Source organism: Methylobacterium sp. J-043, assembly GCF_022829505.1.
Lineage (GTDB): Bacteria > Pseudomonadota > Alphaproteobacteria > Rhizobiales > Beijerinckiaceae > Methylobacterium > Methylobacterium extorquens_A.
Genome location: NZ_JAKSYB010000049.1, coordinates 63,643 through 84,222 on the forward strand (window position 1 = coordinate 63,643; position 20,580 = coordinate 84,222).

19 protein-coding genes and 1 tRNA gene are annotated in these 20,580 nt (G+C 67.2%); 8 read left to right on the top strand and 12 right to left on the bottom strand.

What is annotated here, in order from left to right; all coding sequences use genetic code 11:
• Positions 1-18 precede the first annotated feature (18 nt).
• From nuoK to MKK50_RS13520, 11 genes are all read right to left on the bottom strand, one after another.
• A complete protein-coding gene (nuoK, locus tag MKK50_RS13470) occupies positions 19-324 on the bottom strand; it encodes an NADH-quinone oxidoreductase subunit NuoK (protein ID WP_003598182.1) in 306 nt (101 codons plus the stop codon).
• Positions 325-329: 5 nt separating this feature from the next.
• A complete protein-coding gene (locus tag MKK50_RS13475) occupies positions 330-950 on the bottom strand; it encodes an NADH-quinone oxidoreductase subunit J (protein WP_003598184.1) in 621 nt (206 codons plus the stop codon).
• Between the two features lie 209 nt (positions 951-1,159).
• Positions 1,160-1,648: an NADH-quinone oxidoreductase subunit NuoI gene (gene nuoI / locus MKK50_RS13480; RefSeq protein ID WP_056205043.1), complete on the bottom strand. Its 489-nt coding sequence runs from the start codon at positions 1,646-1,648 to the stop codon at positions 1,160-1,162.
• Positions 1,649-1,673: 25 nt separating this feature from the next.
• Positions 1,674-2,696: an NADH-quinone oxidoreductase subunit NuoH gene (nuoH, locus tag MKK50_RS13485; RefSeq protein ID WP_253373882.1), complete on the bottom strand. Its 1,023-nt coding sequence runs from the start codon at positions 2,694-2,696 to the stop codon at positions 1,674-1,676.
• 13 nt (positions 2,697-2,709) lie between these two features.
• Entirely contained in the window at positions 2,710-4,776 is a 2,067-nt protein-coding gene (gene nuoG / locus MKK50_RS13490) for an NADH-quinone oxidoreductase subunit NuoG (protein WP_499022935.1), read from the bottom strand.
• A gap of 34 nt (positions 4,777-4,810) precedes the next feature.
• On the bottom strand, positions 4,811-6,112 hold the full coding sequence (gene nuoF / locus MKK50_RS13495) for an NADH-quinone oxidoreductase subunit NuoF (RefSeq protein ID WP_499022938.1): 1,302 nt from the start codon (positions 6,110-6,112) through the stop codon (positions 4,811-4,813).
• 10 nt (positions 6,113-6,122) lie between these two features.
• The gene (gene nuoE / locus MKK50_RS13500) at positions 6,123-7,355 is read right to left on the bottom strand and encodes an NADH-quinone oxidoreductase subunit NuoE (protein ID WP_499022940.1); all 1,233 of its coding nucleotides are present in this window, start codon (positions 7,353-7,355) and stop codon (positions 6,123-6,125) included.
• 18 nt (positions 7,356-7,373) lie between these two features.
• Complete coding sequence (locus MKK50_RS13505; RefSeq protein WP_253373879.1) at positions 7,374-8,564, bottom strand: NADH-quinone oxidoreductase subunit D; 1,191 nt, start codon at positions 8,562-8,564, stop codon at positions 7,374-7,376.
• A gap of 11 nt (positions 8,565-8,575) precedes the next feature.
• Positions 8,576-9,235, bottom strand: coding sequence for an NADH-quinone oxidoreductase subunit C (locus MKK50_RS13510; protein ID WP_253373878.1), 660 nt, complete (start codon positions 9,233-9,235; stop codon positions 8,576-8,578).
• Between the two features lie 11 nt (positions 9,236-9,246).
• On the bottom strand, positions 9,247-9,834 hold the full coding sequence (locus MKK50_RS13515) for a NuoB/complex I 20 kDa subunit family protein (protein ID WP_003598199.1): 588 nt from the start codon (positions 9,832-9,834) through the stop codon (positions 9,247-9,249).
• Between the two features lie 52 nt (positions 9,835-9,886).
• Positions 9,887-10,252, bottom strand: a complete 366-nt coding sequence (locus tag MKK50_RS13520) for an NADH-quinone oxidoreductase subunit A (protein WP_015821657.1) — start codon at positions 10,250-10,252, stop codon at positions 9,887-9,889.
• A 606-nt stretch (positions 10,253-10,858) separates the two neighbouring features.
• On the opposite strand from MKK50_RS13520, the gene MKK50_RS13525 reads away from it, so the two are divergent.
• A tRNA-Asp gene (locus MKK50_RS13525) sits at positions 10,859-10,935 on the top strand.
• Positions 10,936-11,160: 225 nt separating this feature from the next.
• A complete protein-coding gene (locus MKK50_RS13530) occupies positions 11,161-11,664 on the top strand; it encodes a CAP domain-containing protein (protein WP_499022944.1) in 504 nt (167 codons plus the stop codon).
• Between the two features lie 44 nt (positions 11,665-11,708).
• Here MKK50_RS13530 and MKK50_RS13535 read toward each other — a convergent pair whose 3' ends face one another.
• Complete coding sequence (locus tag MKK50_RS13535; RefSeq protein ID WP_253373876.1) at positions 11,709-12,143, bottom strand: pseudoazurin; 435 nt, start codon at positions 12,141-12,143, stop codon at positions 11,709-11,711.
• 294 nt (positions 12,144-12,437) lie between these two features.
• On the opposite strand from MKK50_RS13535, the gene carB reads away from it, so the two are divergent.
• The 6 genes from carB (at position 12,438) to MKK50_RS13565 (ending at position 20,514) form a co-directional block, all read left to right on the top strand.
• Complete coding sequence (gene carB / locus MKK50_RS13540; RefSeq protein WP_499022946.1) at positions 12,438-15,911, top strand: carbamoyl-phosphate synthase large subunit; 3,474 nt, start codon at positions 12,438-12,440, stop codon at positions 15,909-15,911.
• A gap of 137 nt (positions 15,912-16,048) precedes the next feature.
• Positions 16,049-16,525 carry a transcription elongation factor GreA gene (gene greA, locus MKK50_RS13545; RefSeq protein WP_253374122.1) on the top strand — a complete coding sequence of 159 codons (477 nt, stop codon included), beginning with the start codon at positions 16,049-16,051 and terminating at the stop codon, positions 16,523-16,525.
• A 5-nt stretch (positions 16,526-16,530) separates the two neighbouring features.
• Entirely contained in the window at positions 16,531-17,031 is a 501-nt protein-coding gene (locus tag MKK50_RS13550; protein WP_499022949.1) for a hypothetical protein, read from the top strand.
• A gap of 34 nt (positions 17,032-17,065) precedes the next feature.
• Positions 17,066-18,154 (top strand): mitochondrial fission ELM1 family protein, encoded by a 1,089-nt coding sequence (locus MKK50_RS13555; RefSeq protein WP_499022953.1) that lies wholly within the window; start codon positions 17,066-17,068, stop codon positions 18,152-18,154.
• Between the two features lie 153 nt (positions 18,155-18,307).
• Positions 18,308-19,282 carry a thioredoxin-disulfide reductase gene (trxB, locus tag MKK50_RS13560; protein ID WP_253373873.1) on the top strand — a complete coding sequence of 325 codons (975 nt, stop codon included), beginning with the start codon at positions 18,308-18,310 and terminating at the stop codon, positions 19,280-19,282.
• Between the two features lie 341 nt (positions 19,283-19,623).
• Entirely contained in the window at positions 19,624-20,514 is an 891-nt protein-coding gene (locus tag MKK50_RS13565; RefSeq protein ID WP_003598214.1) for a LysR family transcriptional regulator, read from the top strand.
• The last annotated feature ends 66 nt before the right edge of the window (positions 20,515-20,580 follow it).

Genomic DNA, 20,580 nt, shown 5'->3' on the forward strand with positions numbered 1-20,580 from the left:
CTCTTCAGGGAGGCGGCGTCAGCCCTTCATCATGCTCACGTCCTCGACGGCGATGGAGCCGCGGTTGCGGAAGAACACCACCAGGATCGCCAGACCGATCGCGGCCTCGGCCGCGGCGACCGTCAGCACGAACAGGGCGAAGACCTGTCCGGTGATGTCGTTGAGGTGGGTCGAGAAGGCGACGAGGTTGATGTTCACGGCGAGCAGGATCAGCTCGACCGACATCAGGATGACGATGACGTTCTTGCGGTTGATGAAGATGCCGAGCACGCCGAGCGTGAACAGGATCGCGGCAACCGTCAGGTAGTGGCTCAATCCGATCATCGGCCTCAGACCTCCACGCCCTGCCGCGAGGGCACCTTGATGGTATCGACCGCCATGCCCTGCGTGCGGGCATTCTGCACGGCGATGTTCTGACGCTTGACGCCGGTGCGCTCGCGCAGGGTCAGCACGATGGCGCCAATCATCGCCACCAGCAGGATCAGGCCGGCGATCTGGAAGGCGTAGACATAGTCCGTGTAGAGCACCCGGCCGAGCGCCTCGGTGTTGGTGGCGGTCTCGCCGTGGGCGGCGCGGCCGAGCGGCGCCTGCACGAGGCCCGGATCGATGGTCCAGGTGCCGACGACCAGCACGAGCTCGATCAGGAAGATCGCGCCGATCAGGCCGCCGATCGGCAGGTAGCGCTGGAAGCCCTGGCGGAGGGCGGCGAAGTCCACGTCGAGCATCATCACGACGAAGAGGAACAGCACCGCGACGGCGCCGACATAGACGACGACCAGGATCATCGCCAGGAACTCGGCGCCCATCAGCACGAACAGCCCGGCGGCGTTCACGAAGGCGAGGATCAGGAACAGCACCGAGGTGACGGGGTTCCTGGCAGCGATCACCATGAAGCCCGAGGCCACGGCGAAGCCCGCGAAGAGATAGAAGAAGGCGGCGGCTGCGGTCATGCGATTTTCAGCATCGGCCGCCCAAGCGAGCGGCTCCCTTCTGCCTCGGTGGACCCTCGGCCGCAGGCGGCGGCCGGTCTAGCGCATCGACAGCGAGGCGCTAGGTTCCTGTTTCCGCATCGTCTTTTTCCGAAGGCCGGAAGCCGCCGTTCGGGACGGTGCTCTATAGAACTGGGCTGTGCGACGCACAACCGATGTCGGCGGCCGAACTAGCGGTACGGCGCATCGACCGCGATGTTGCGGGCGATCTCGCGTTCCCAGCGATCGCCGTTCTCAAGCAGTTTCTGCTTGTCGTAGAGCAGCTCCTCGCGGGTCTCGACCGAGAACTCGAAGTTCGGACCCTCGACGATGGCATCGACTGGGCAGGCCTCCTGGCACATGCCGCAATAGATGCACTTCACCATGTCGATGTCGTAGCGCGTCGTGCGCCGCGTGCCGTCGTTGCGGCGGGGCCCCGCCTCGATGGTGATGGCCTGAGCCGGGCAGATCGCCTCGCAAAGCTTGCAGGCAATGCAGCGCTCCTCGCCGTTGGGGTAACGGCGCAGGGCGTGCTCACCGCGGAACCGCGGCCCGCGATGCCCCATCTCGAAGGGGTAGTTGATCGTGGCCTTCGGCTTGAAGAAGTACTTCATGGCGAGGAAGAACCCCGACACGAACTCCTTCAGGAGAAGGCTTCTAGCGACCTGATCGAGCTTCACGGCGCGATCTCCAATTCCGTTGGGTTCAGGCGCCCGGCGCGAGGCCGGTGAGCTTGAGGACGAAGGCGACGACGATGACCGAGATCAGCGAGAGCGGGAGGAAGACCTTCCAGCCGAGCCGCATAAGCTGGTCGTAGCGGTAGCGGGGCACCATGGCCTTCACCATGGCGATCATGAAGAACAGGAAGCTCGCTTTCAGCGCGAACCAGATCACGCCGGGCACCCAGGTGAAGGGCACGAACGGGATCGGCGAGAGCCAGCCGCCGAGGAAGAGGACCGTGCCGAGGGCGCACATGGTCATGATCGCCACGTACTCGCCGAGCATGAACAGCAGGTACGGCGTCGAGGAATACTCGACCATGTAGCCCGCCACGAGCTCCGACTCGGCCTCCGGCAGGTCGAAGGGCGGGCGGTTGGTCTCGGCCAGGGCCGAGACGAAGAACACGCCGAACATCGGGAACAGCCAGAGCCAGTACCAGCCGAAGAGGCCGAGCGCGGTGTCCTGCGCCATGACGATGCGCGAGAGGTTGAGCGAGCCGGCGCAGAGCAGCACGCAGATGATGACGAAGCCGAGCGAGACCTCGTAGGAGATCATCTGCGCCGCCGAGCGCAGCGCGCCGAGGAAGGCGTATTTCGAGTTCGAGGCCCAGCCGCCCATGATGACGCCGTAGACGCCGAGCGAGGAGATCGCGAAGATGTAGGTGATGCCGACATTGATGTCGGCGATCGCCCAGCCGTCGGCGAGCGGGATCACCGCCCAGGACGCCAGCGCCAGCATCGCGAAGACCAGCGGCGCCAGCAGGAAGATCGCCTTATTGGCGCCCGCCGGGATCACCGGCTCCTTCAGCACGAACTTCAGGAGGTCGGCGAAGGACTGGAACAGGCCCCAGGGCCCGACCACGTTCGGGCCGCGGCGCAACTGCACCGCCGCCCAGATCTTGCGGTCGGCCAGCAGCGCGTAGGCGATGAAGACGAGGAGCGCGGCGAGGAGCACGAAGCTCTTCAGCGCGATCAGCAGGACGGTGCCGAGCACTTCCCAGAAGGTCATCGGTTAGCGTCCCCTATTCGGCCGCTTCGAGGGCTCGGCCTCGGGCGAGGCCGGAACACTCGGCGAGCACCCGCGAGGCGCGGGCGATCGGGTTGGTGAGGTAGAAGTCGGCGACCGGCGAGGAGAAGGTGGCCTTCTCCGTCGCGGCCGGAACCGCGGCAAGCCGATCGAGCGTGGCCGCCGCGTCGGCGGTCTCGACCTGACCGACCGCCGCGAGATGCGGATGGGCCGCGTACATCGCCTTGCGGAGCGCGACGAGCGAATCGTAGGGCAGGCGCTTGCCGAGCACGTCGGAGAGCGCGCGCAGGATCGCCCAATCCTCGCGGGCATCACCCGGCGGGAAGCCGGCGCGGTTGGCCATCTGCACTCGGCCTTCGAGGTTGACGTAGGTCGCGCTCTTCTCGGTGTAGGCCGCGCCCGGCAGGATCACGTCGGCGCGGCTCGCGCCGGCATCGCCGTGGGTGCCCTGGTAGATCACGAAGGCGCCCGGCCCGATGACGCGCTCGTCGGCGCCGAGGTTGAACACGACGTCGAGGGCACCCGGCTCGATCATCTGCGAGAAGGACAGCCCCCCCTCCCCCGGCACGAAGCCGAGATCGAGGGCGCCGACGCGGGCGGCCGCCGTATTGAGCACGCCGAAGCCGTTCCAGCCGTCGGCCACGGCGCCGACGTCCTTGGCCAGCGCCGCGGCGGCGGCGAGCGAACCGAGGCCGCCCTCGCCGACGATGACGAGCGGACGCTCGGCCTTCTTCAGCACGTCGAGGAAGCTGTGCTCGCCCTTGGCGATGGAGCCGAGCGTGTCGGAGCCGGCGCCGAGATAGGTGTAGGGGTAGGTCAGGTCCGGCTGCTCGTCGAGGATCAACCCGATCGAGACCGGGGCCATGCGCCAGCGCTTGCGGATGCGCACGTTGAGCAGCGAAGCCTCGGTGCGCGGGTTGGCGCCGACGATGAGGATCGCGTCCGCCTGCTCGATGCCGGGGATTGTCGCGCCGAGCGTATAGGCGGCCCGGCCCCAGGCCGGATCGATCGCCTCACCGGTCTGGCGCGCGTCGAGGTTGGTGACGCCGAGCGAGCCCATCAGCGCCTTGAGGGCGAAGATCTCCTCCGCGCCCGCGAGATCGCCGACGAGCGCGCCGACGCGCTTGGGATCGGCGCCCTTCACCTTGGCGGCAATCGCCGAGAACGCCTCCCCCCAGGAGGCGGGGCGCAGGCGGCCGTTCTCACGAAGGAACGGGCGGTCGAGGCGCTGGAGGCGCAGGCCATCGACCACGTGACGGGTCTTGTCGGAGATCCACTCCTCGTTGATCTCTTCGCTGATACGCGGCTCGATCTGCATCACCTCGCGGCCGCGGGCGTCGATGCGGATCGCCGAGCCGACCGCGTCCATCACGTCGACGGACTCGGTCTTGTGCAGCTCCCACGGGCGCACGTTGTAGCTCTGCGGCTTGTGCACCAGCGCGCCGACGGGGCAGAGATCGGCGACGTTGCCCTGAAGCTCCGAGCCCATCGCCTCTTCGAGGTAGCTCGTGATTTCCATGTCCTCGCCGCGGCCGATGGCGCCGAGATCCGGCACGCCGGCCACTTCCGCGAGGAATCGGACGCAGCGGGTGCAGTGGATGCAGCGGTTCATCGCCGTGCGCACCAGTGGGCCGATGTATTTTTCCTCGACCGCCCGCTTGTTCTCGCTGTAGCGGGTCGAGTCGACGCCGTAGGCCATCGCCTGATCCTGCAGGTCGCAATGGCCGCCCTGGTCGCAGATCGGGCAATCGAGCGGGTGATTGATGAGGAGGAACTCCATCACCCCCTCACGCGCCTTCTTCGTCGTGCCCGAGCGGGTGAGAACCTCCGGCGGCTCGCCGTTCGGTCCCGGCCGGCAATCCTTCACCGCGTAGGCGCAGGAGGCCACGGGCTTGGGCGCGCCCTTCAGCTCGACGAGGCACATGCGGCAATTGCCGGCGATCGACAGCCGCTCGTGAAAGCAGAAGCGCGGGATCTCCGCACCCGCGATCTCGCAGGCCTGCAGCAAGGTGTAGTCGGCCGGAACATCGACCTCGGTGCCGTCGATGAGGATTTTGGTCATCGGGTCATCTCGAAGGTGAGCATCGGGGCGGCACTCACTCCGCCGCCATCGGCACCGCATCCATGTGCGGGTTGGCGCTGTACTGGTCGATCCGCTTCTCGATCTCGGGCCGGAAGTGCCGGATCAGGCCCTGGATCGGCCATGCCGCGGCATCGCCTAGCGCGCAGATCGTGTGGCCCTCGACCTGCTTGGTGACTTCCAGGAGCATGTCGATCTCGCGCTTCTGCGCGCGGCCGGCGGCCATGCGGGTGAGCACGCGCCACATCCAGCCGGTGCCCTCGCGGCAGGGCGTGCACTGGCCGCAACTCTCGTGCTTGTAAAAGTACGAGATGCGGGCGATCGCGCCGACGATGTCGGTCGATTTGTCGAGCACGATCACCGCCGCGGTGCCCAGGCCCGAGCCGAGGTTGCGCAGGGTGTCGAAGTCCATCTTGGCGTCGATGATCTGCTCGGCCGGCACCAGCGGCACCGAGGAGCCGCCGGGAATCGAGCAGAGCAGGTTGTCCCAGCCACCGCGCATGCCGCCGCAATGCTTGTCGATCAGCTCGCGGAAGGTGATGCCGAGCTCTTCCTCGACGTTGCAGGGCTTGTTGACGTGGCCCGAGACGCAGAACAGCTTGGTTCCGGTGTTGTTCTTGCCGCCGAGGCCCGCGAACCACGCGCCGCCGCGGCGCAGGATCGTGCCGGCCACCGCGATCGACTCGACGTTGTTGACGGTCGTGGGGCAGCCATAGAGACCCATATTGGCCGGGAATGGCGGTTTCAGCCGCGGCATCCCCTTCTTGCCTTCGAGGCTCTCGATGAGCGCCGTTTCCTCGCCGCAGATGTAAGCACCGGCGCCGTGGTGGACGTAGATGTCGAACGGGTAGTCGTGGACGTTCGAGGGACCGACGAGGCGCCCCTCGTAAGCCTCGTCCACCGCGCGCTGGAGCGCGAACTTCTCCGCCACGTACTCGCCGCGGATGTAGATGTAGCAGGCATGCGCGCCCATGGCGAAGGACGCCAGCATGCATCCCTCGATCAGGAGATGCGGGTCATGCCGCATGATCTCCCGGTCCTTGCAGGTGCCCGGCTCCGACTCGTCGGCGTTGACGACGAGGTAATGCGGGCGCCCGTCGGACTTCTTGGGCATGAACGACCATTTGAGGCCGGTCGGGAAGCCGGCGCCGCCGCGGCCGCGCAGGCCGGAGCCCTTCATCTCGTCGATGATCCAGTCCCGGCCCATGTCGAGCAGGAATTTGGTGCCGTCCCACGCGCCGCGCTTCTTCGCGGCGTCCAGCCCCGGCGAGTGCAGGCCGTAGAGATTGGTGAAGATGCGATCCTGATCGGCGAGCATGATCCGCTCCTCAGCCCCTGCTGCCGGCGAGGTCGGACGCCTGTCCGACCCAGTTCTCCCGGTCGATCCGGCCCGGGAAGGCGAGGTAGGCGCTCACCCAGGCGACCTCCGTCGGCGACCATGCGGCGACCTGATCGAAGTGCCAGACGCCGAGATCGTTAAGACGGCGCTGGTTGATCGGGCCGACGCCCTTGATCTTGGTCAGATCGTCCGGACGGTCGTCGCGGGGGGCGTCGAGCCCTTTCGGCCGGGTGCCCGCAGCATCGGCGCGAGCCTCCGGGTTCTCGCCCTCGGGCACGTCGTCGCCGGCACCGACGGTTGCCGGATGCTGCGGCGGCTCCGTGCGCAGGATCTCGTCTTCCTCGACGGCCGAATCCTGGGCGGACGACGCCTTCGCGTCCCGCGCGTCGTCCCGATCCTCGGCCTTCACAGGCGTCTCGCCGGCGCTCGCCCGCTCGGCGGGCGCATCGACGGCGTTCGTCTCGTTGGCGCGCCCGGAGGAGGGATGGGCAGGCTTGGTCTCGTTCTTGACGCGGGCTTCGGTCGAGGCGGCCTCGTCCTTCTTCACACCTTCCTCGGCGGCGCTCTCGGTCTGCTCGAAGCGCTTGCGCCAGGCGCCGACGCGGGAGCCGTCGAACAGGCTCTCGTCGGTCAGGGTGTTGACCGCATCCTGCGGCTCTGAAGACACCCGGCCGATCTGCGAACCGACCTTCACGGGGCGGCCGGCGGCAAGGTCGTCCATGAGCTTGTTCAAGCTCTCGGGCGTCAGGTCCTCGTAGTAGTCTTGATTGATCTGGACCATCGGCGCGTTGCAGCAGGCGCCAAGGCATTCCACTTCGAGCCAGGAGAAGTTGCCGTCCGCCGAGACGTGACCGGCGGGGCCGAGGCGCTCGTGGAGCGCGGCCTTCAGCTCCTTCGCCCCGCAGCAATCGCAGGGCACGGTGCCGCAGAGCTGGATCCAGAACCGGCCGACCGGCTCAAGGGCGAACATCGTGTAGAAGGTCGCGACCTCCAGCACGCGGATATGCGGCATGCCGAGTTCGTCGGCGACCGCCTCGATCGCCTTCTGCGGCAGCCAGCCGCCATTCTGCTCCTGCGCCTTCCACAGCAGCGGGATGACGGCCGAGGCCTGCCGGCCCTCCGGATATTTCGCGATCTGGCCGCGAGCCCAGTCAGCGTTCTCGGACGTGAACGCGAAGTCCTGGGGCTGCTCGGCAGCGGGGGCTAGCCTGCGGTTGGCCATGACGTTCGACCCGTCTCCTCAGCGGTCCACTTCGCCGAACACGATGTCGAGCGTGCCGAGCACGCAGGACACGTCGGCGAGCAGGTGGCCGCGGCACATCCAATCCATCGCTTGAAGATGGGCGAAGCCCGGAGCGCGGATCTTGCAGCGGTAGGGTTTGTTGGTGCCGTCGGAGACGAGGTAGACGCCGAACTCGCCCTTGGGCGCTTCGACCGCGGCGTAGACCTCGCCCTCGGGCACGTGGAAGCCCTCGGTGTAGAGCTTGAAGTGGTGGATGAGCGCTTCCATCGAGCGCTTCATCTCCCGGCGCGGCGGCGGCGCGAACTTGCCGTCGATCGAGGCGATCGGGCCTTGGCCGGCGGGCTCGCGCAGCTTGGCCACGCATTGCCGCATGATCTTCACGGATTCCCGCATCTCTTCCATGCGGATCACCTGACGGTCGTAGGTGTCGCCGTTCTTCCCCACGGGGATGTCGAACTCCATCTCCTCGTAGAGTTCGTAGGGCTGCGACTTGCGCAGATCCCACGGGATACCCGAGCCGCGCACCATCACGCCGGAGAAGCCCCAGGCCATGGCCTCGTCCACCGAGACGATGCCGATGTCGACGTTGCGCTGCTTGAAGATGCGGTTGGCCATGACGAGGTTGTCGAGGTCGTCGACCACCTTCAGGAACGGATCGCAGAACGCGTCGATGTCGTCGATCAGCGCGGGCGGCAGGTCCTGGTGGACGCCGCCGGGGCGGAAATAGTTGGCGTGGAGCCGAGCGCCCGATGCGCGCTCGTAGAAGATCATCAGCTTCTCGCGCTCCTCGAAGCCCCACAGGGGCGGCGTGAGTGCGCCGACGTCCATCGCCTGCGTGGTGACGTTGAGAAGGTGGGAGAGCAGCCGCCCGATCTCGCAGAACAGGGTGCGGATGAGCTGGGCCCGGCGCGGCACCTCAATGCCCGCGAGCCGCTCGATCGCGAGGCAGAAGGCGTGCTCCTGATTCATCGGCGCGACGTAGTCGAGCCGGTCGAAATAGGGCGTCGCCTGGAGGTAGGTCTTGTGCTCGATCAGCTTCTCGGTACCCCGGTGCAGGAGCCCGATATGCGGATCGACGCGCTCGACCACCTCACCGTCGAGTTCGAGCACGAGGCGCAGCACGCCGTGCGCCGCCGGGTGTTGCGGCCCGAAATTGATCGAGAAGTTGCGGATGTTGTGTTCGGTCATCGCCGCAGCCCTCAGCTCGACGTCTTCTCGTCGCCCGGCAGCACGTAGTCCGTGCCCTCCCATGGCGACAGGAAGTCGAAGTTGCGGAACTCCTGGGTGAGCTTGACCGGCTCGTAGACCACCCGCGCCTCGTCCTGGTCGTAGCGAACCTCGACGAAGCCGGTCAGCGGGAAGTCCTTGCGCAGCGGATGACCCTCGAACCCGTAATCGGTCAGCAGCCGGCGCAGGTCGGGATGGCCCGAGAACAGGATCCCGTAGAGGTCGTAGGTCTCACGCTCGTACCAGTTGGCCGCCGGGAAGACGGGGATCGCCGAGGGCACCGGCGTCGCAGCATCCGTCTGCACCTTCACGCGCACCCGCGTGTTATGGCGCAGGGACAGCAGGTGGTAGACGACGTCGAAGCGGCGCGCGCGCTGGGGGTAGTCGACGCCGCAGATGTCGATGAAGCAGCGGAAGGCGCACGCCGGATCGTCGCGCAGGTAGGTCAGCGCGTAGACGATGTCGCTGCCCTGGACGACGAGCGTCAGCTCGCCATGGGCGATGGCCCATTCGGTGACTGCCGGACCGAGCGCCCCGGCGATCCGCTCGCCCATGGTCCGCAGGGCGTCCTCGCCCTGAGCGGCCGCGACGGTCCGGCGAAGCGTGATGCCGTTGGTGGTGATGGCCTCCATCGCGCCCTCCCTCACCGCTCGATCGTGCCGATGCGGCGGATCTTCCGCTGAAGCAGCAGGACGCCGTAGAGCAGGGCTTCGGCGCTCGGCGGGCAGCCCGGCACGTAGATATCCACCGGCACCACCCGGTCGCAGCCGCGCACCACCGAGTAGGAGTAGTGGTAGTAGCCGCCGCCATTGGCGCAGGAGCCCATGGAGATGACGTAGCGCGGCTCCGGCATCTGGTCGTAGACCTTGCGCAGGGCCGGGGCCATCTTGTTGGTCAGCGTGCCGGCGACGATCATCACGTCGGATTGCCGCGGAGAGCCGCGCGGCGCGAAGCCGAAGCGCTCGCAATCGTAGCGCGGCATCGACATCTGCATCATCTCGACCGCGCAGCAGGCGAGACCGAAGGTCATCCACATCAGCGAGCCGGTACGAGCCCAGTTGATGAGTTCGTCGGCGCTGGTGACGAGGAAGCCGCGGTCGGCCAACTCGTCGTTGATCGACAGGAAGGTCGGATCGTTCGCGCCGATCGGACGGCCGGTTGCGGGATCGATGATCCCTTTGGGCGCCGGCGCGATGTCGGGCGCGCGGGAGAAGGTCGGAGTCAGGGCCATCTCTGCCTCTGAGCGAGAGCGGGAGGGAAACGACGTGGGCGAACCCTTGCCGCTAGTCCCATTCGAGGGCGCCCTTGCGCCACTCGTAGACGAAGCCGACGGTGAGGACGCCGAGGAAGATCATCATCGACCAGAAGCCGAACCAGCCGAGTTCCCCGAAGGTGATCGCCCAGGGAAACAGGAAGGCGACTTCGAGGTCGAAGATGATGAACAGGATCGCCACGAGGTAGAAGCGCACGTCGAACTTCATGCGCGCGTCATCGAAGGCGTTGAAACCACACTCGTAGGCCGAGAGCTTCTCCGGATCGGGGCTCGAATAGGCCACGATGAAGGGAGCAATCAGCAGCGCCGCCGCGATGAACAGCGACACGCCAAGGAAGATGATGAGCGGCAGGTAATCCGCCAATAGGCCGGTCATGCCGCACCTCTCATGTGGTTGCGCGTGAGGATCATGAACGACGGCCCTCGCGACGACTTTACGGCCCGTGGAATCCCTCGGATGGAATTCCTCCAATGCCAGACTGAGCGCGGGCGAGGCTTAGACGAGCCCCCCCGGCGAAACAAGGGCATTGCGCGTCGCACAATCACCTCATTGGCTGACAGATGGGCACTTTCGTGCACCCGCCGACGGGGCGGATGGGCGCAGTCCTACCGGAACCGGCGGGGGAAGATTTTCATCCATGCCGTGGGGATGGGGCCGCACCGCCGTGAGCGCGGGCGTGCGCCGTTCTGACATCACGAGATGCATCGTCTGGAGGGAGAGAGAGCCCGCGAACCCATCCGGACCGGACGCGGCAGCACCTCGATACCCCGCAAGGGCTAAGTGGTGCGCGCCGAGCCGCGCATGCAGAGCGATCAGAGGCGGCGCCGTCCGATGGGTCGCAGCCGGCCGCCATCGAGGCCTGTTTCGCTTACCGTCGCCGGACCGTCGCATTTCGCGAATCCGCTGCTTGACAGCCCGAGGCGCCCCACCTAAACCCCGCCTCGTCGCCGACACGAGCCCAGCCGGCCGGCGACACAGAACGCGGGCGTAGCTCAGTCGGTTAGAGTGCCGGCCTGTCACGCCGGAGGTCGCGGGTTCGAGCCCCGTCGCCCGCGCCATGTTCCCGATGTCGATTTGACCGGGATACCAAAACTCATTCCTCATCTATACAACAGATTACATCGCTGCCTGATGCACGCTTGATGCCGCGCGCTTGGCTCGGCGTGACCGACGCGCCACAAGCCGCGCAATGTGGCCCGTCGGAGTGAGGGGCGCCCCGGTTTCGCCGCAACGGCCAGGGAAGCGGGCGCATCCGACTCACGCTGCAGACCTCACCCTCACCGATGCAGAACCTGCGCCTGTCCGCCGCCGCGGCTCTCGTCACCCTGACGCTCGTGAGCCTGACACTTGCCGGATGCGGAGGATCACCCGTTCTCGATGCGGGCGTGCCGGCCGTGCCGATCATTCTCGACGAGCAGGCCGCCGCCGCCGCGATCTCCCGCTACAGGGCGCAGCACGGGCTGAGTTCCGTCGTCATCGATTCCCGCCTGATCACCGCGGCTTCGCTCCAGGCACAAGCCAATGCGCGGGCCGGGCGGCTTAGCCACGAGATCGCCGGAAGCTTCGACAGCCGCATGGCAGGCGCCGGCTTCGGCAAGCGCTACGCCTCGGAGAACCTGAGCGCCGGCTCCGAGACCTTCGATCAGGTGCTCGCCCGCTGGAAGGCCTCGCCGGAGCATAACCGCAACATGCTGATGCCGCAGCTCCGCCGCGTCGGCATCGCCCGGTTCGACGCTCCGGCGACGCGCTACAAGCGCTTCTGGGCGCTGGTGATGGCCGGCGATTGAGGCGAAGCGGCCCGGGCCCGACGCGGCCGGGCCGCCCGTCACCGCTACTGAACCTGCGCGAAGAGCGGATCCAGGCGCTTCTGTGTCAGCTTGTTGTGCTGAACGCTCTTGGCGGCCTCCAGGTTGTCGCGCTTGTCGCCGACTACCACGAGGGCGACCATACCCATCATGTAATGCGGCGCGCATTTGAAGCCGTAGACGCCTTCCTTGTCGAACTTGACCACGGCCTCCTGACCGACGGTCGTCTTGACGGTTTCGGCGCCATCGGGCGCCATGCCTTTGATCGTCTCGACGTTGTGCCCCTTGTCGGTCGGCAGGAACTTGATGCTGTCGCCGGGCTTCAGCCGGATGAGCGCGGGATCGAACACCATCATCCCGCCCGGCCCGCTGTTGAGCATCTTGACCGGCACCTCGTCGGCCGCTGCCGGCAGGGCGACGGCGAGCGTGGCCGCAGCGATCAGCACTCTGAAGATCATCATTCGTTTCCTCGGAATAATTCTTAAGATAGTCGATGAATTCATCGACAATCACGAGATACCGAGTCTTTCACTAAGCATCAAATCATTCATTACTTGCGAAATTGAATTATTATATTTTCAAGTACGCTTCACGCAAAGCATCACGAGGCCGGACGAGCCGGGCCTTTCAAACCTGCGCGGCTGCGTGTAAACGCGGGGCTTGACGATCATCCCAGCGCCTGCGCCCCCTTGGCGCCGCCTTCGAAACGGCGGTGCGCGAGGGCGAGCGCGCGCGAACTCGCTTCAAGGCGCTCAATGCCGAAACGCACCGACATCTCCTCCATTCTCATCATCGGTGCGGGCCCCATCATCATCGGGCAGGCCTGCGAGTTCGATTATTCCGGCACCCAGGCCTGCAAGGCCTTGCGGGAAGAGGGCTACCGGATCGTTCTGGTGAACTCGAACCCGGCAACGATCATGACCGACCCGGACATGGCCGACGCGACCTATGTCGAGCCGATCACCCCGGAGATCGTCGCCAAGATCATCGAGAAGGAGCGGCCCGACGCGCTCCTGCCGACCATGGGCGGCCAGACCGCGCTGAACTGCGCGCTGTCGCTGAAGCGCATGGGCGTGCTGGAAAAGTTCGGCGTGCAGATGATCGGTGCGACCGCCGAGGCCATCGACAAGGCGGAGGACCGCAACCTCTTCCGCGACGCGATGACCAAGATCGGCCTGGAGACCCCGAAATCGGAACTCGCCAACGCCTCGGCCGCCAAGAAGGCCGACCGCGACCGCTATCTCGCCGAGAAAGCGCGCATCGAGGCGGCGCAGTCGGACCCGGCCGTCCGCGCGGCGGCGCTCGCCGAGTTCGATCGGCAATGGAGCGGGGCTGAGGGCGACCGGCGGCGGCGCTACATCGAGCACGCGCTCGGCCAGGCGCTGATCGCGCTCGCCGAAGTCGGCCTGCCGGCGATCATCCGCCCCTCCTTCACCATGGGCGGCACCGGCGGCGGCATCGCCTACAACCGCGAGGAGTTCCTCGAGATCGTCGAGCGCGGCATCGACGCCTCGCCGACCAACGAGGTGCTGATCGAGGAGAGCGTGCTCGGCTGGAAGGAGTACGAGATGGAGGTCGTCCGCGATAAGGCGGACAACTGCATCATCGTCTGCTCCATCGAGAACGTCGATCCGATGGGCGTGCATACCGGCGACTCGATCACCGTCGCCCCCGCGCTGACGCTCACCGACAAAGAGTATCAGGTGATGCGCGACGCCTCGCTGGCGGTGCTCCGCGAGATCGGCGTCGAGACCGGCGGCTCGAACGTGCAGTTCGCGATCGACCCGAAGACGGGCCGGATGATCGTGATCGAGATGAACCCGCGCGTGTCGCGCTCCTCGGCGCTGGCCTCGAAGGCGACCGGCTTCCCCATCGCCAAAGTCGCGGCCAAGCTCGCCGTCGGCTACACGCTCGACGAGATCGCCAACGACATCACCGGCGGCGCGACCCCGGCCTCGTTCGAGCCGACGATCGACTACGTCGTCACCAAGATCCCGCGCTTCGCGTTCGAAAAGTTCCCCGGCGCCGAGCCGACGCTGACCACCGCGATGAAGTCGGTGGGCGAGGCCATGGCGATCGGCCGCTGCTTCGCGGAATCCTTGCAGAAGGCCCTGCGCTCGCTGGAGACGGGGCTGACCGGCCTCGACGAGATCGAGATCGAGGGTCTCGGCAAGGGCGACGACCACAACGCGATCAAGGCCGCGCTCGGCACGCCGACGCCGGATCGCCTCCTCAAGGTCGCGCAGGCGATGCGCCTCGGGATCAGCCACGAGGAGATCTACGCCTCCTGCGCGATCGATCCGTGGTTCCTCGAGCAGCTTCAAGCCATCGTCGATCTGGAGAACCGGGTGAAGGCGCATGGCCTGCCGGGGACGCCGGGCGCCTTCCGCCAACTCAAGGCCGCCGGCTTCTCCGACGCGCGGCTGGCCGTGTTGACCGACGCCGACGAGGACGCCGTGCGCGCCGCCCGCCGGGCTCTCGGCGTGCGTCCGGTCTTCAAGCGGATCGACACCTGCGCCGCCGAGTTCAAGGCGCCGACCGCCTACATGTACTCGACCTACGTCGCCCCCTTCGCCGGCCAGACCGCGGACGAGGCGTACCCGTCGGACAAGAAGAAGGTCATCATCCTCGGCGGCGGCCCGAACCGGATCGGCCAGGGCATCGAGTTCGATTATTGCTGCTGCCACGCCTGCTTCGCGCTGACGGAGGCCGGCTACGAGACCATCATGGTCAACTGCAATCCGGAGACGGTCTCGACCGACTACGACACCTCCGACCGGCTCTACTTCGAGCCGCTGACGGCGGAGGACGTACTCGAAATCATCGAGACCGAGCGGCAGGCGGGCCAGCTTCACGGCGTGATCGTGCAGTTCGGCGGCCAGACCCCGCTCAAGCTCGCCCGCGCCCTGGAGGCTGCCGGCGTGCCGATCCTCGGCACCTCGCCGGACGCGATCGACCTCGCCGAGGACCGCGACCAGTTCAAGCGGCTCCTCGACAAGCTCAGCCTCAAGCAGCCCAAGAACGGCATCGCCTACTCGGTCGAGCAGAGCCGGCTGGTCGCGGCCGAACTCGGCCTGCCCTTCGTCGTGCGCCCGAGCTACGTGCTCGGCGGGCGGGCCATGGCGATCATCCGCGACGAGACCCAGTTCGCCGAGTACCTGCTCGGCACGCTGCCGAGCCTGATCCCCTCCGACATCAAGGCGCGCTACCCCAACGACAAGACGGGGCAGATCAACACGGTGCTGGGCAAGAACCCGCTTCTGTTCGACCGCTACCTTTCGGACGCGACCGAGGTCGATGTCGATGCGGTCTGCGACGGTGAGAGCGTGTTCATCGCCGGCATCATGGAGCACATCGAGGAGGCGGGTATCCACTCAGGCGATTCCGCCTGCTCGCTGCCGCCCCGCACGCTCTCGCCCGAGATCATCACCGAGCTGGAGCGCCAGACCAAGGCGATGGCGCTGGCCCTCAAGGTCGGCGGCCTGATGAACGTGCAGTACGCGATCAAGGACGGCGCGATCTACGTGCTGGAAGTAAACCCGCGCGCCTCGCGCACGGTGCCCTTCGTCGCCAAGGTGATCGGCGAGCCGATCGCAAAGATCGCCGCGCGGGTCATGGCCGGTGAGCGCCTCGACAGCTTCGGCCTCAGACGTAAGCAACTCGACCACATCGCGGTGAAGGAGGCGGTGTTCCCCTTCGCCCGCTTCCCCGGCGTCGACGTGCTGCTCGGGCCGGAGATGCGCTCGACCGGCGAGGTAATCGGGCTCGATGCCGGGTTCGGCGTGGCCTTCGCCAAGAGCCAGCTCGGTTCGGGCACGGCGGTGCCGCGCACCGGCACGGTGTTCGTCTCCGTGCGTGACGATGATAAGCCCCGCGTGCTGCCGGCAATCCGACAGCTCTCCGGCCTCGGCTTCACCATCCTCGCGACCGGCGGCACGCAGCGCTACCTCGCGGACGAGGGCATCCCGACCCAGCGCATCAACAAGGTGCTGGAGGGCCGTCCCCACATCGTCGATTCGATCAAGAACGGCGACATCGCGCTGGTCATCAACACCACCGAGGGGGCCGGCGCGCTCTCCGACTCACGCTCGCTCCGGCGGGCGGCCCTCTTGCATAAAGTGCCGTACTACACCACTCTCGCCGGCGCGATGGCGGCGGCCGAGGGGATCAAGGCCTACCTCGAAGGCGATCTTCAGGTCCGCGCCTTGCAGGAATACTTCGCGGCCTAAATAAACGTTCGTGTGCCGGGCGGCCCGCCGAGCGGAAGCGGGCGGCCCGAGAGCACACGATCGAGAGCCGTTATCCCGGCCCGGAAGGAGCGTTTCGCTCCGGCCGGGCCTCTTCATTGTGGCGCGAGACCATGAGCATCGACAAGCTTCCCATCACGGCACGCGGCTACGCAGCCCTCGAGGAGGAGCTGAAGCGTCGCCAGCAGGTGGAGCGGCAGCGCATCATCCAGGCAATCTCCGAGGCGCGCGCGCTGGGCGACCTGTCCGAGAATGCCGAGTACCATGCCGCCAAGGAGGCCCAGTCCCACAACGAGGGGCGGGTGCTCGAACTGGAAAGCATGATCGCGCGGGCCGAGATCATCGACACCTCGAAGCTGTCCGGCTCCAAGATCAAGTTCGGCGCCCGCGTGAAGCTGTTGGACGAGGATACCGAGGAGGAGAAGACCTACCAGCTCGTCGGCGAGCCGGAGGCGGATGTGCGCGAAGGCCGCGTCTCGATCTCCTCGCCCATCGCCCGCGCCCTGATCGGCAAGGCCGTCGGCGACACGGTGGAAGTCACGACGCCCGGTGGCGGCAAGTCCTATGAGGTCGTCGCCGTCGAGTGGGGAGCCTGATCCCCGTGCTCGGCCGCCTGGCCGGGGTTTTGGCCGGGCTCGCGCTCAGCGTCCCGGCCGGGGCGCAGGATTTCGACCAGGTCTTCGACCGGGTCGGCGGCATCACCGTCGATGTGCGCCCCTTGCAAGTCTACGCCCGCGGCCCGCAGACGGAGGTTCTACGCGCCGATCTGACCGAGGCGATGCGGCGCAGCTTCCGAGACCGCATCGTCCGCGGCGCGCCGACGCTGGTGGTGCGCGTGAGCGGCCTCTCGCTCGCCGCCTATGGCGGTTCGCAAGGCGGTGACCGCAGCAGCTTCGGCGGCAGCGGCACGACGGATTACCTCGACGGCGAGGCGCTGCTGGTCGGCCGCGGGGGCGAGATCCTCGCGCGCCATCCCCAGCTCTCGGCCCTGCCCGCGAGTTCCGGCGGGGCGTGGTACGATCCGGCCTCCGAGCGGCGGCGGGTCGCGGCCCTGGCCGAGCACTACGCGCAGTGGCTGCGGCGCAGGCTCCCGTCCCAGTAAGGCCGGGTTTGGTGGGATCGAAGGTTTGCGTCGCGTGAACGAACAGGGGCCGGTGCAAGGGCTGGTGAAGGTGGACGGCAGCGTGCCGCCGCAACTCGCGCGGGCCCGCGCCTGGATCCTCACCGATGGCAAGGCCGGCGACGAGAACCAGTGCATCGGCATCGCCGAGGCGCTCGGCGTCTCCTACGAGACACGGCGGATTCCGGACGGACGGCCGCTGACCTGGATGGCCCCATGGGGGCCGATCGACCCGCGGGACGCACCGGGCCGGGCCGGCGGCCTGCTGCAAGGCCCGCTCCCCGATCTCCTGATCGCGTCGGGGCGGCGCGCCGTGCCCTATCTGCGCGCCGTGCGCCGCGCCTCGGGCGAGACAACCTTCACGGCCTTCCTCAAGGATCCGCGCACCGGCCACGACACCGCGGATTTCATCTGGGTTCCCGACTACGACGACCTGCGCGGTCCCAACGTCTTCACCACGCTCACTGCGCCGCATCCCGTCTCCCGCGCCCGGCTCGACACCGCCCGCACGACGCCTGATCCGCGTCTCGCGCGCCTGCCCTGGCCGCGCATCGCCGTGCTGATCGGCGGGGACAGCCGGCATCTGCGCTACCGCAAAGCCGACATGCAGCGGCTCGTGCGCGATCTCACCAAGCTGGCCGATGGCGGCTGCTCGCTGATGCTCACGGTGTCCCGGCGCACGCCACCGAACCTGCGCATCGCCCTCGAAAACTTGGTGAAGGACAAGGGCGGTTTCTTCTGGGACGGCAGCGGCGAGAACCCTTACGTCGGCATGCTGGCGATCGCCGACCACATCGTCGTCACTTCCGATTCAGCCAACATGGTGGGCGAGGCCGCGAGCACCGGCGTGCCCCTCCTGCTGTTCGATCTGCCGCGTACCTATATCCGGCATCGGCGAATGTTCGCGGGCCTCGCCATGGCCGGTGCGCTGAAGCCGTTCATCGGCCGCCTGGAGGCGCTGCGCTACGCTCCCATCGACGCGACGCCGGAGATCGCCGCGGCCCTGGCGGAGGCTTATGGGCGGCACCGCGCGCGCTTGGCGGGGGACACGGCTGCGGTGCCGCGCCCGGCCGAACGGACGTCGGACCCGCGCGGACCGTTCTGAGGCGGCATCGGGACAGAACGGGCCGTTTGCCCGCGTCGTCCGCTTTGGGAAGAAATTTTTGCCTTCCTCGTGTCAGACTGCGCGCGAGGCTACACAAACAACGGACGGCCGGCGCCCAAGGATCGGGACGCCCGCCGACAGGAGACGGCACAGATGGCCCATACCCATGCGAGGCTCGTCATCATCGGCTCGGGACCGGCCGGCTACACCGCCGCGATCTACGCTGCCCGCGCCATGGTCGAGCCCCTGCTGATCTCGGGCTTCCAGCCGGGCGGCCAACTGATGATCACGACCGATGTCGAAAATTATCCGGGCTTCGCCGACGCGATCCAGGGCCCCTGGCTGATGGAGCAGATGCGGCTCCAGGCAGAGCATGTCGGCACGAAGATCGTCTCGGAATACATCACGAGCGTCGATCTCAACGTGCGCCCGTTCCGGCTGGAGGCCGATTCCGGCGAAACCTACACCTGCGACGCGCTCATCATCGCCACGGGCGCCCAGGCGAAGTGGCTCGGCCTGCCCTCGGAGGCGAAGTTCCAGGGCTTCGGCGTCTCGGCCTGCGCCACCTGCGACGGCTTCTTCTTCCGCGGCAAGGACGTGACCGTGGTCGGCGGCGGCAACACCGCGGTCGAGGAGGCGCTGTATCTGGCCAACCTCGCCAAGTCGGTCACCGTGATCCACCGCCGCGGCGAGTTCCGGGCCGAGCGCATCCTGCAGGAGCGCCTGTTCAAGCACGCCAACGTCACGGTGAAGTGGCACCACGCGGTGGAGGAAATCTGCGGCTCCGACACGCCACCCTCCGTCACGCATCTGCGCCTGAAGGATCTGCGCTCCGGGGCGATCGTCGAGCAGCCCACCGACGGCCTGTTCGTGGCGATCGGCCACCAGCCGGCCACGGGGATCTTCGAGGGCCAACTGCCGATGCGGCACGGCGGCTACATCACCGTGACGCCGGGCACCACCGAGACCGAGATCCCGGGCGTGTTCGCGGCCGGCGACGTCACCGACGACGTCTACCGTCAGGCGATCACCGCGGCCGGCATGGGCTGCATGGCCGCGCTGGAGGCGGAAAAGTTCCTGGCCAATCTCGACGTCGGCGAGAGCCCGGCCAAGGCGGCGGCCGAGTAGGCGGCCGGCTTTCGGGCGTTTTGCGGACGTTTTAAGTACTGTTCAAAAGAACGCCCGCTTCGCCATCGTGTCGGACATCGAGACCGACCGGGAACAGACGCAGTCAAAGCATTCAAGACGTTGTCTGATACGCATTTCCCTGTTGATGGCGGAAATGACGCAACCAAATTGTAAGGTTGTCGTCCTAACCTGAAAGCTGCGGGAGCCGGAAGGTTTCACGAAAGAAGCCTTTCGCCGGGTACGGCAGGGCAACAGACTGGCGTCGTGCAACGCCCGAAGGTCGCGGCCGCCCGTAGGGGCGGACTGCGACGGGCCGACCTCGACGGGCGGGAGTGACGGCCTTGGATTGGGACAAGATCCGGATTTTCCTCAACGTCGCGGAGGCCGGCAGCTTCACGCGGGCGGGCGACGACATCGGCCTCAGCCAGTCGGCGGTGAGCCGGCAGATCAGCGCCCTCGAGCGGGAGTTGAAGGCGCCGCTGTTCCACCGGCATGCCCGGGGCCTGATCCTGACCGAGCAGGGCGACCTGCTGTTTCGCGCCGCGCGCGACATGAAGCTGAGGCTGGAGAACACCCGCGCCCGCCTCGTCGAGACCAGCGAGCGCCCCTCCGGCGACCTGCGCGTGACGACGACGGTGGGCCTGGGCACCTCCTGGCTGTCGCAGCGCGTCTCGGAATTCCTCGACCTCTATCCGGATGTGCGGATCGAGCTGGTTCTCACCAACGAGGAGTTGGACCTCGCCATGCGCGAGGCCGACATCGCGATCCGCATGCGCCGCCCGGCCCAGCCCGACCTGATCCAGCGGCGGCTGTTCACGGTGCACTATCACGCTTTCGCGAGCCCCGATTACGTCAAGCGCTTCGGCGAGCCCAAGACCATCAGCGACCTCGATGAGCACCGCCTCGTCTCGTTCGGCGGCAACGAGCCGTCCTATCTGCTCGCGACCCACTATCTCGCCAGCATCGGCCGCGAGGGGGACGAGCGCCGTCCGGTCCACTTCACGGTCAACAACATCACCGCCCTCCACAAGGCGATGGAGGCGGGCGTCGGCGTCGGCATCCTGCCGGACTACGCCGTCGACGGGAACGAGAGCCTCGTCCAGGTGCTGCGCGAGAGCGAAATGCCGACGATGGAGAGCTATCTCGTCTATGCCGAGGAGATGCGCTCGGTCGCCCGCGTCCAGGCCTTTCGCGATTTCCTCGTGAACAAGGCACAACGCTGGACTTATTGAAAGCTTGGCCGGACAACCGGCCGGCAACCGCCCTTGTCGCGCACCGACGCACTCGTCTAAGACCGC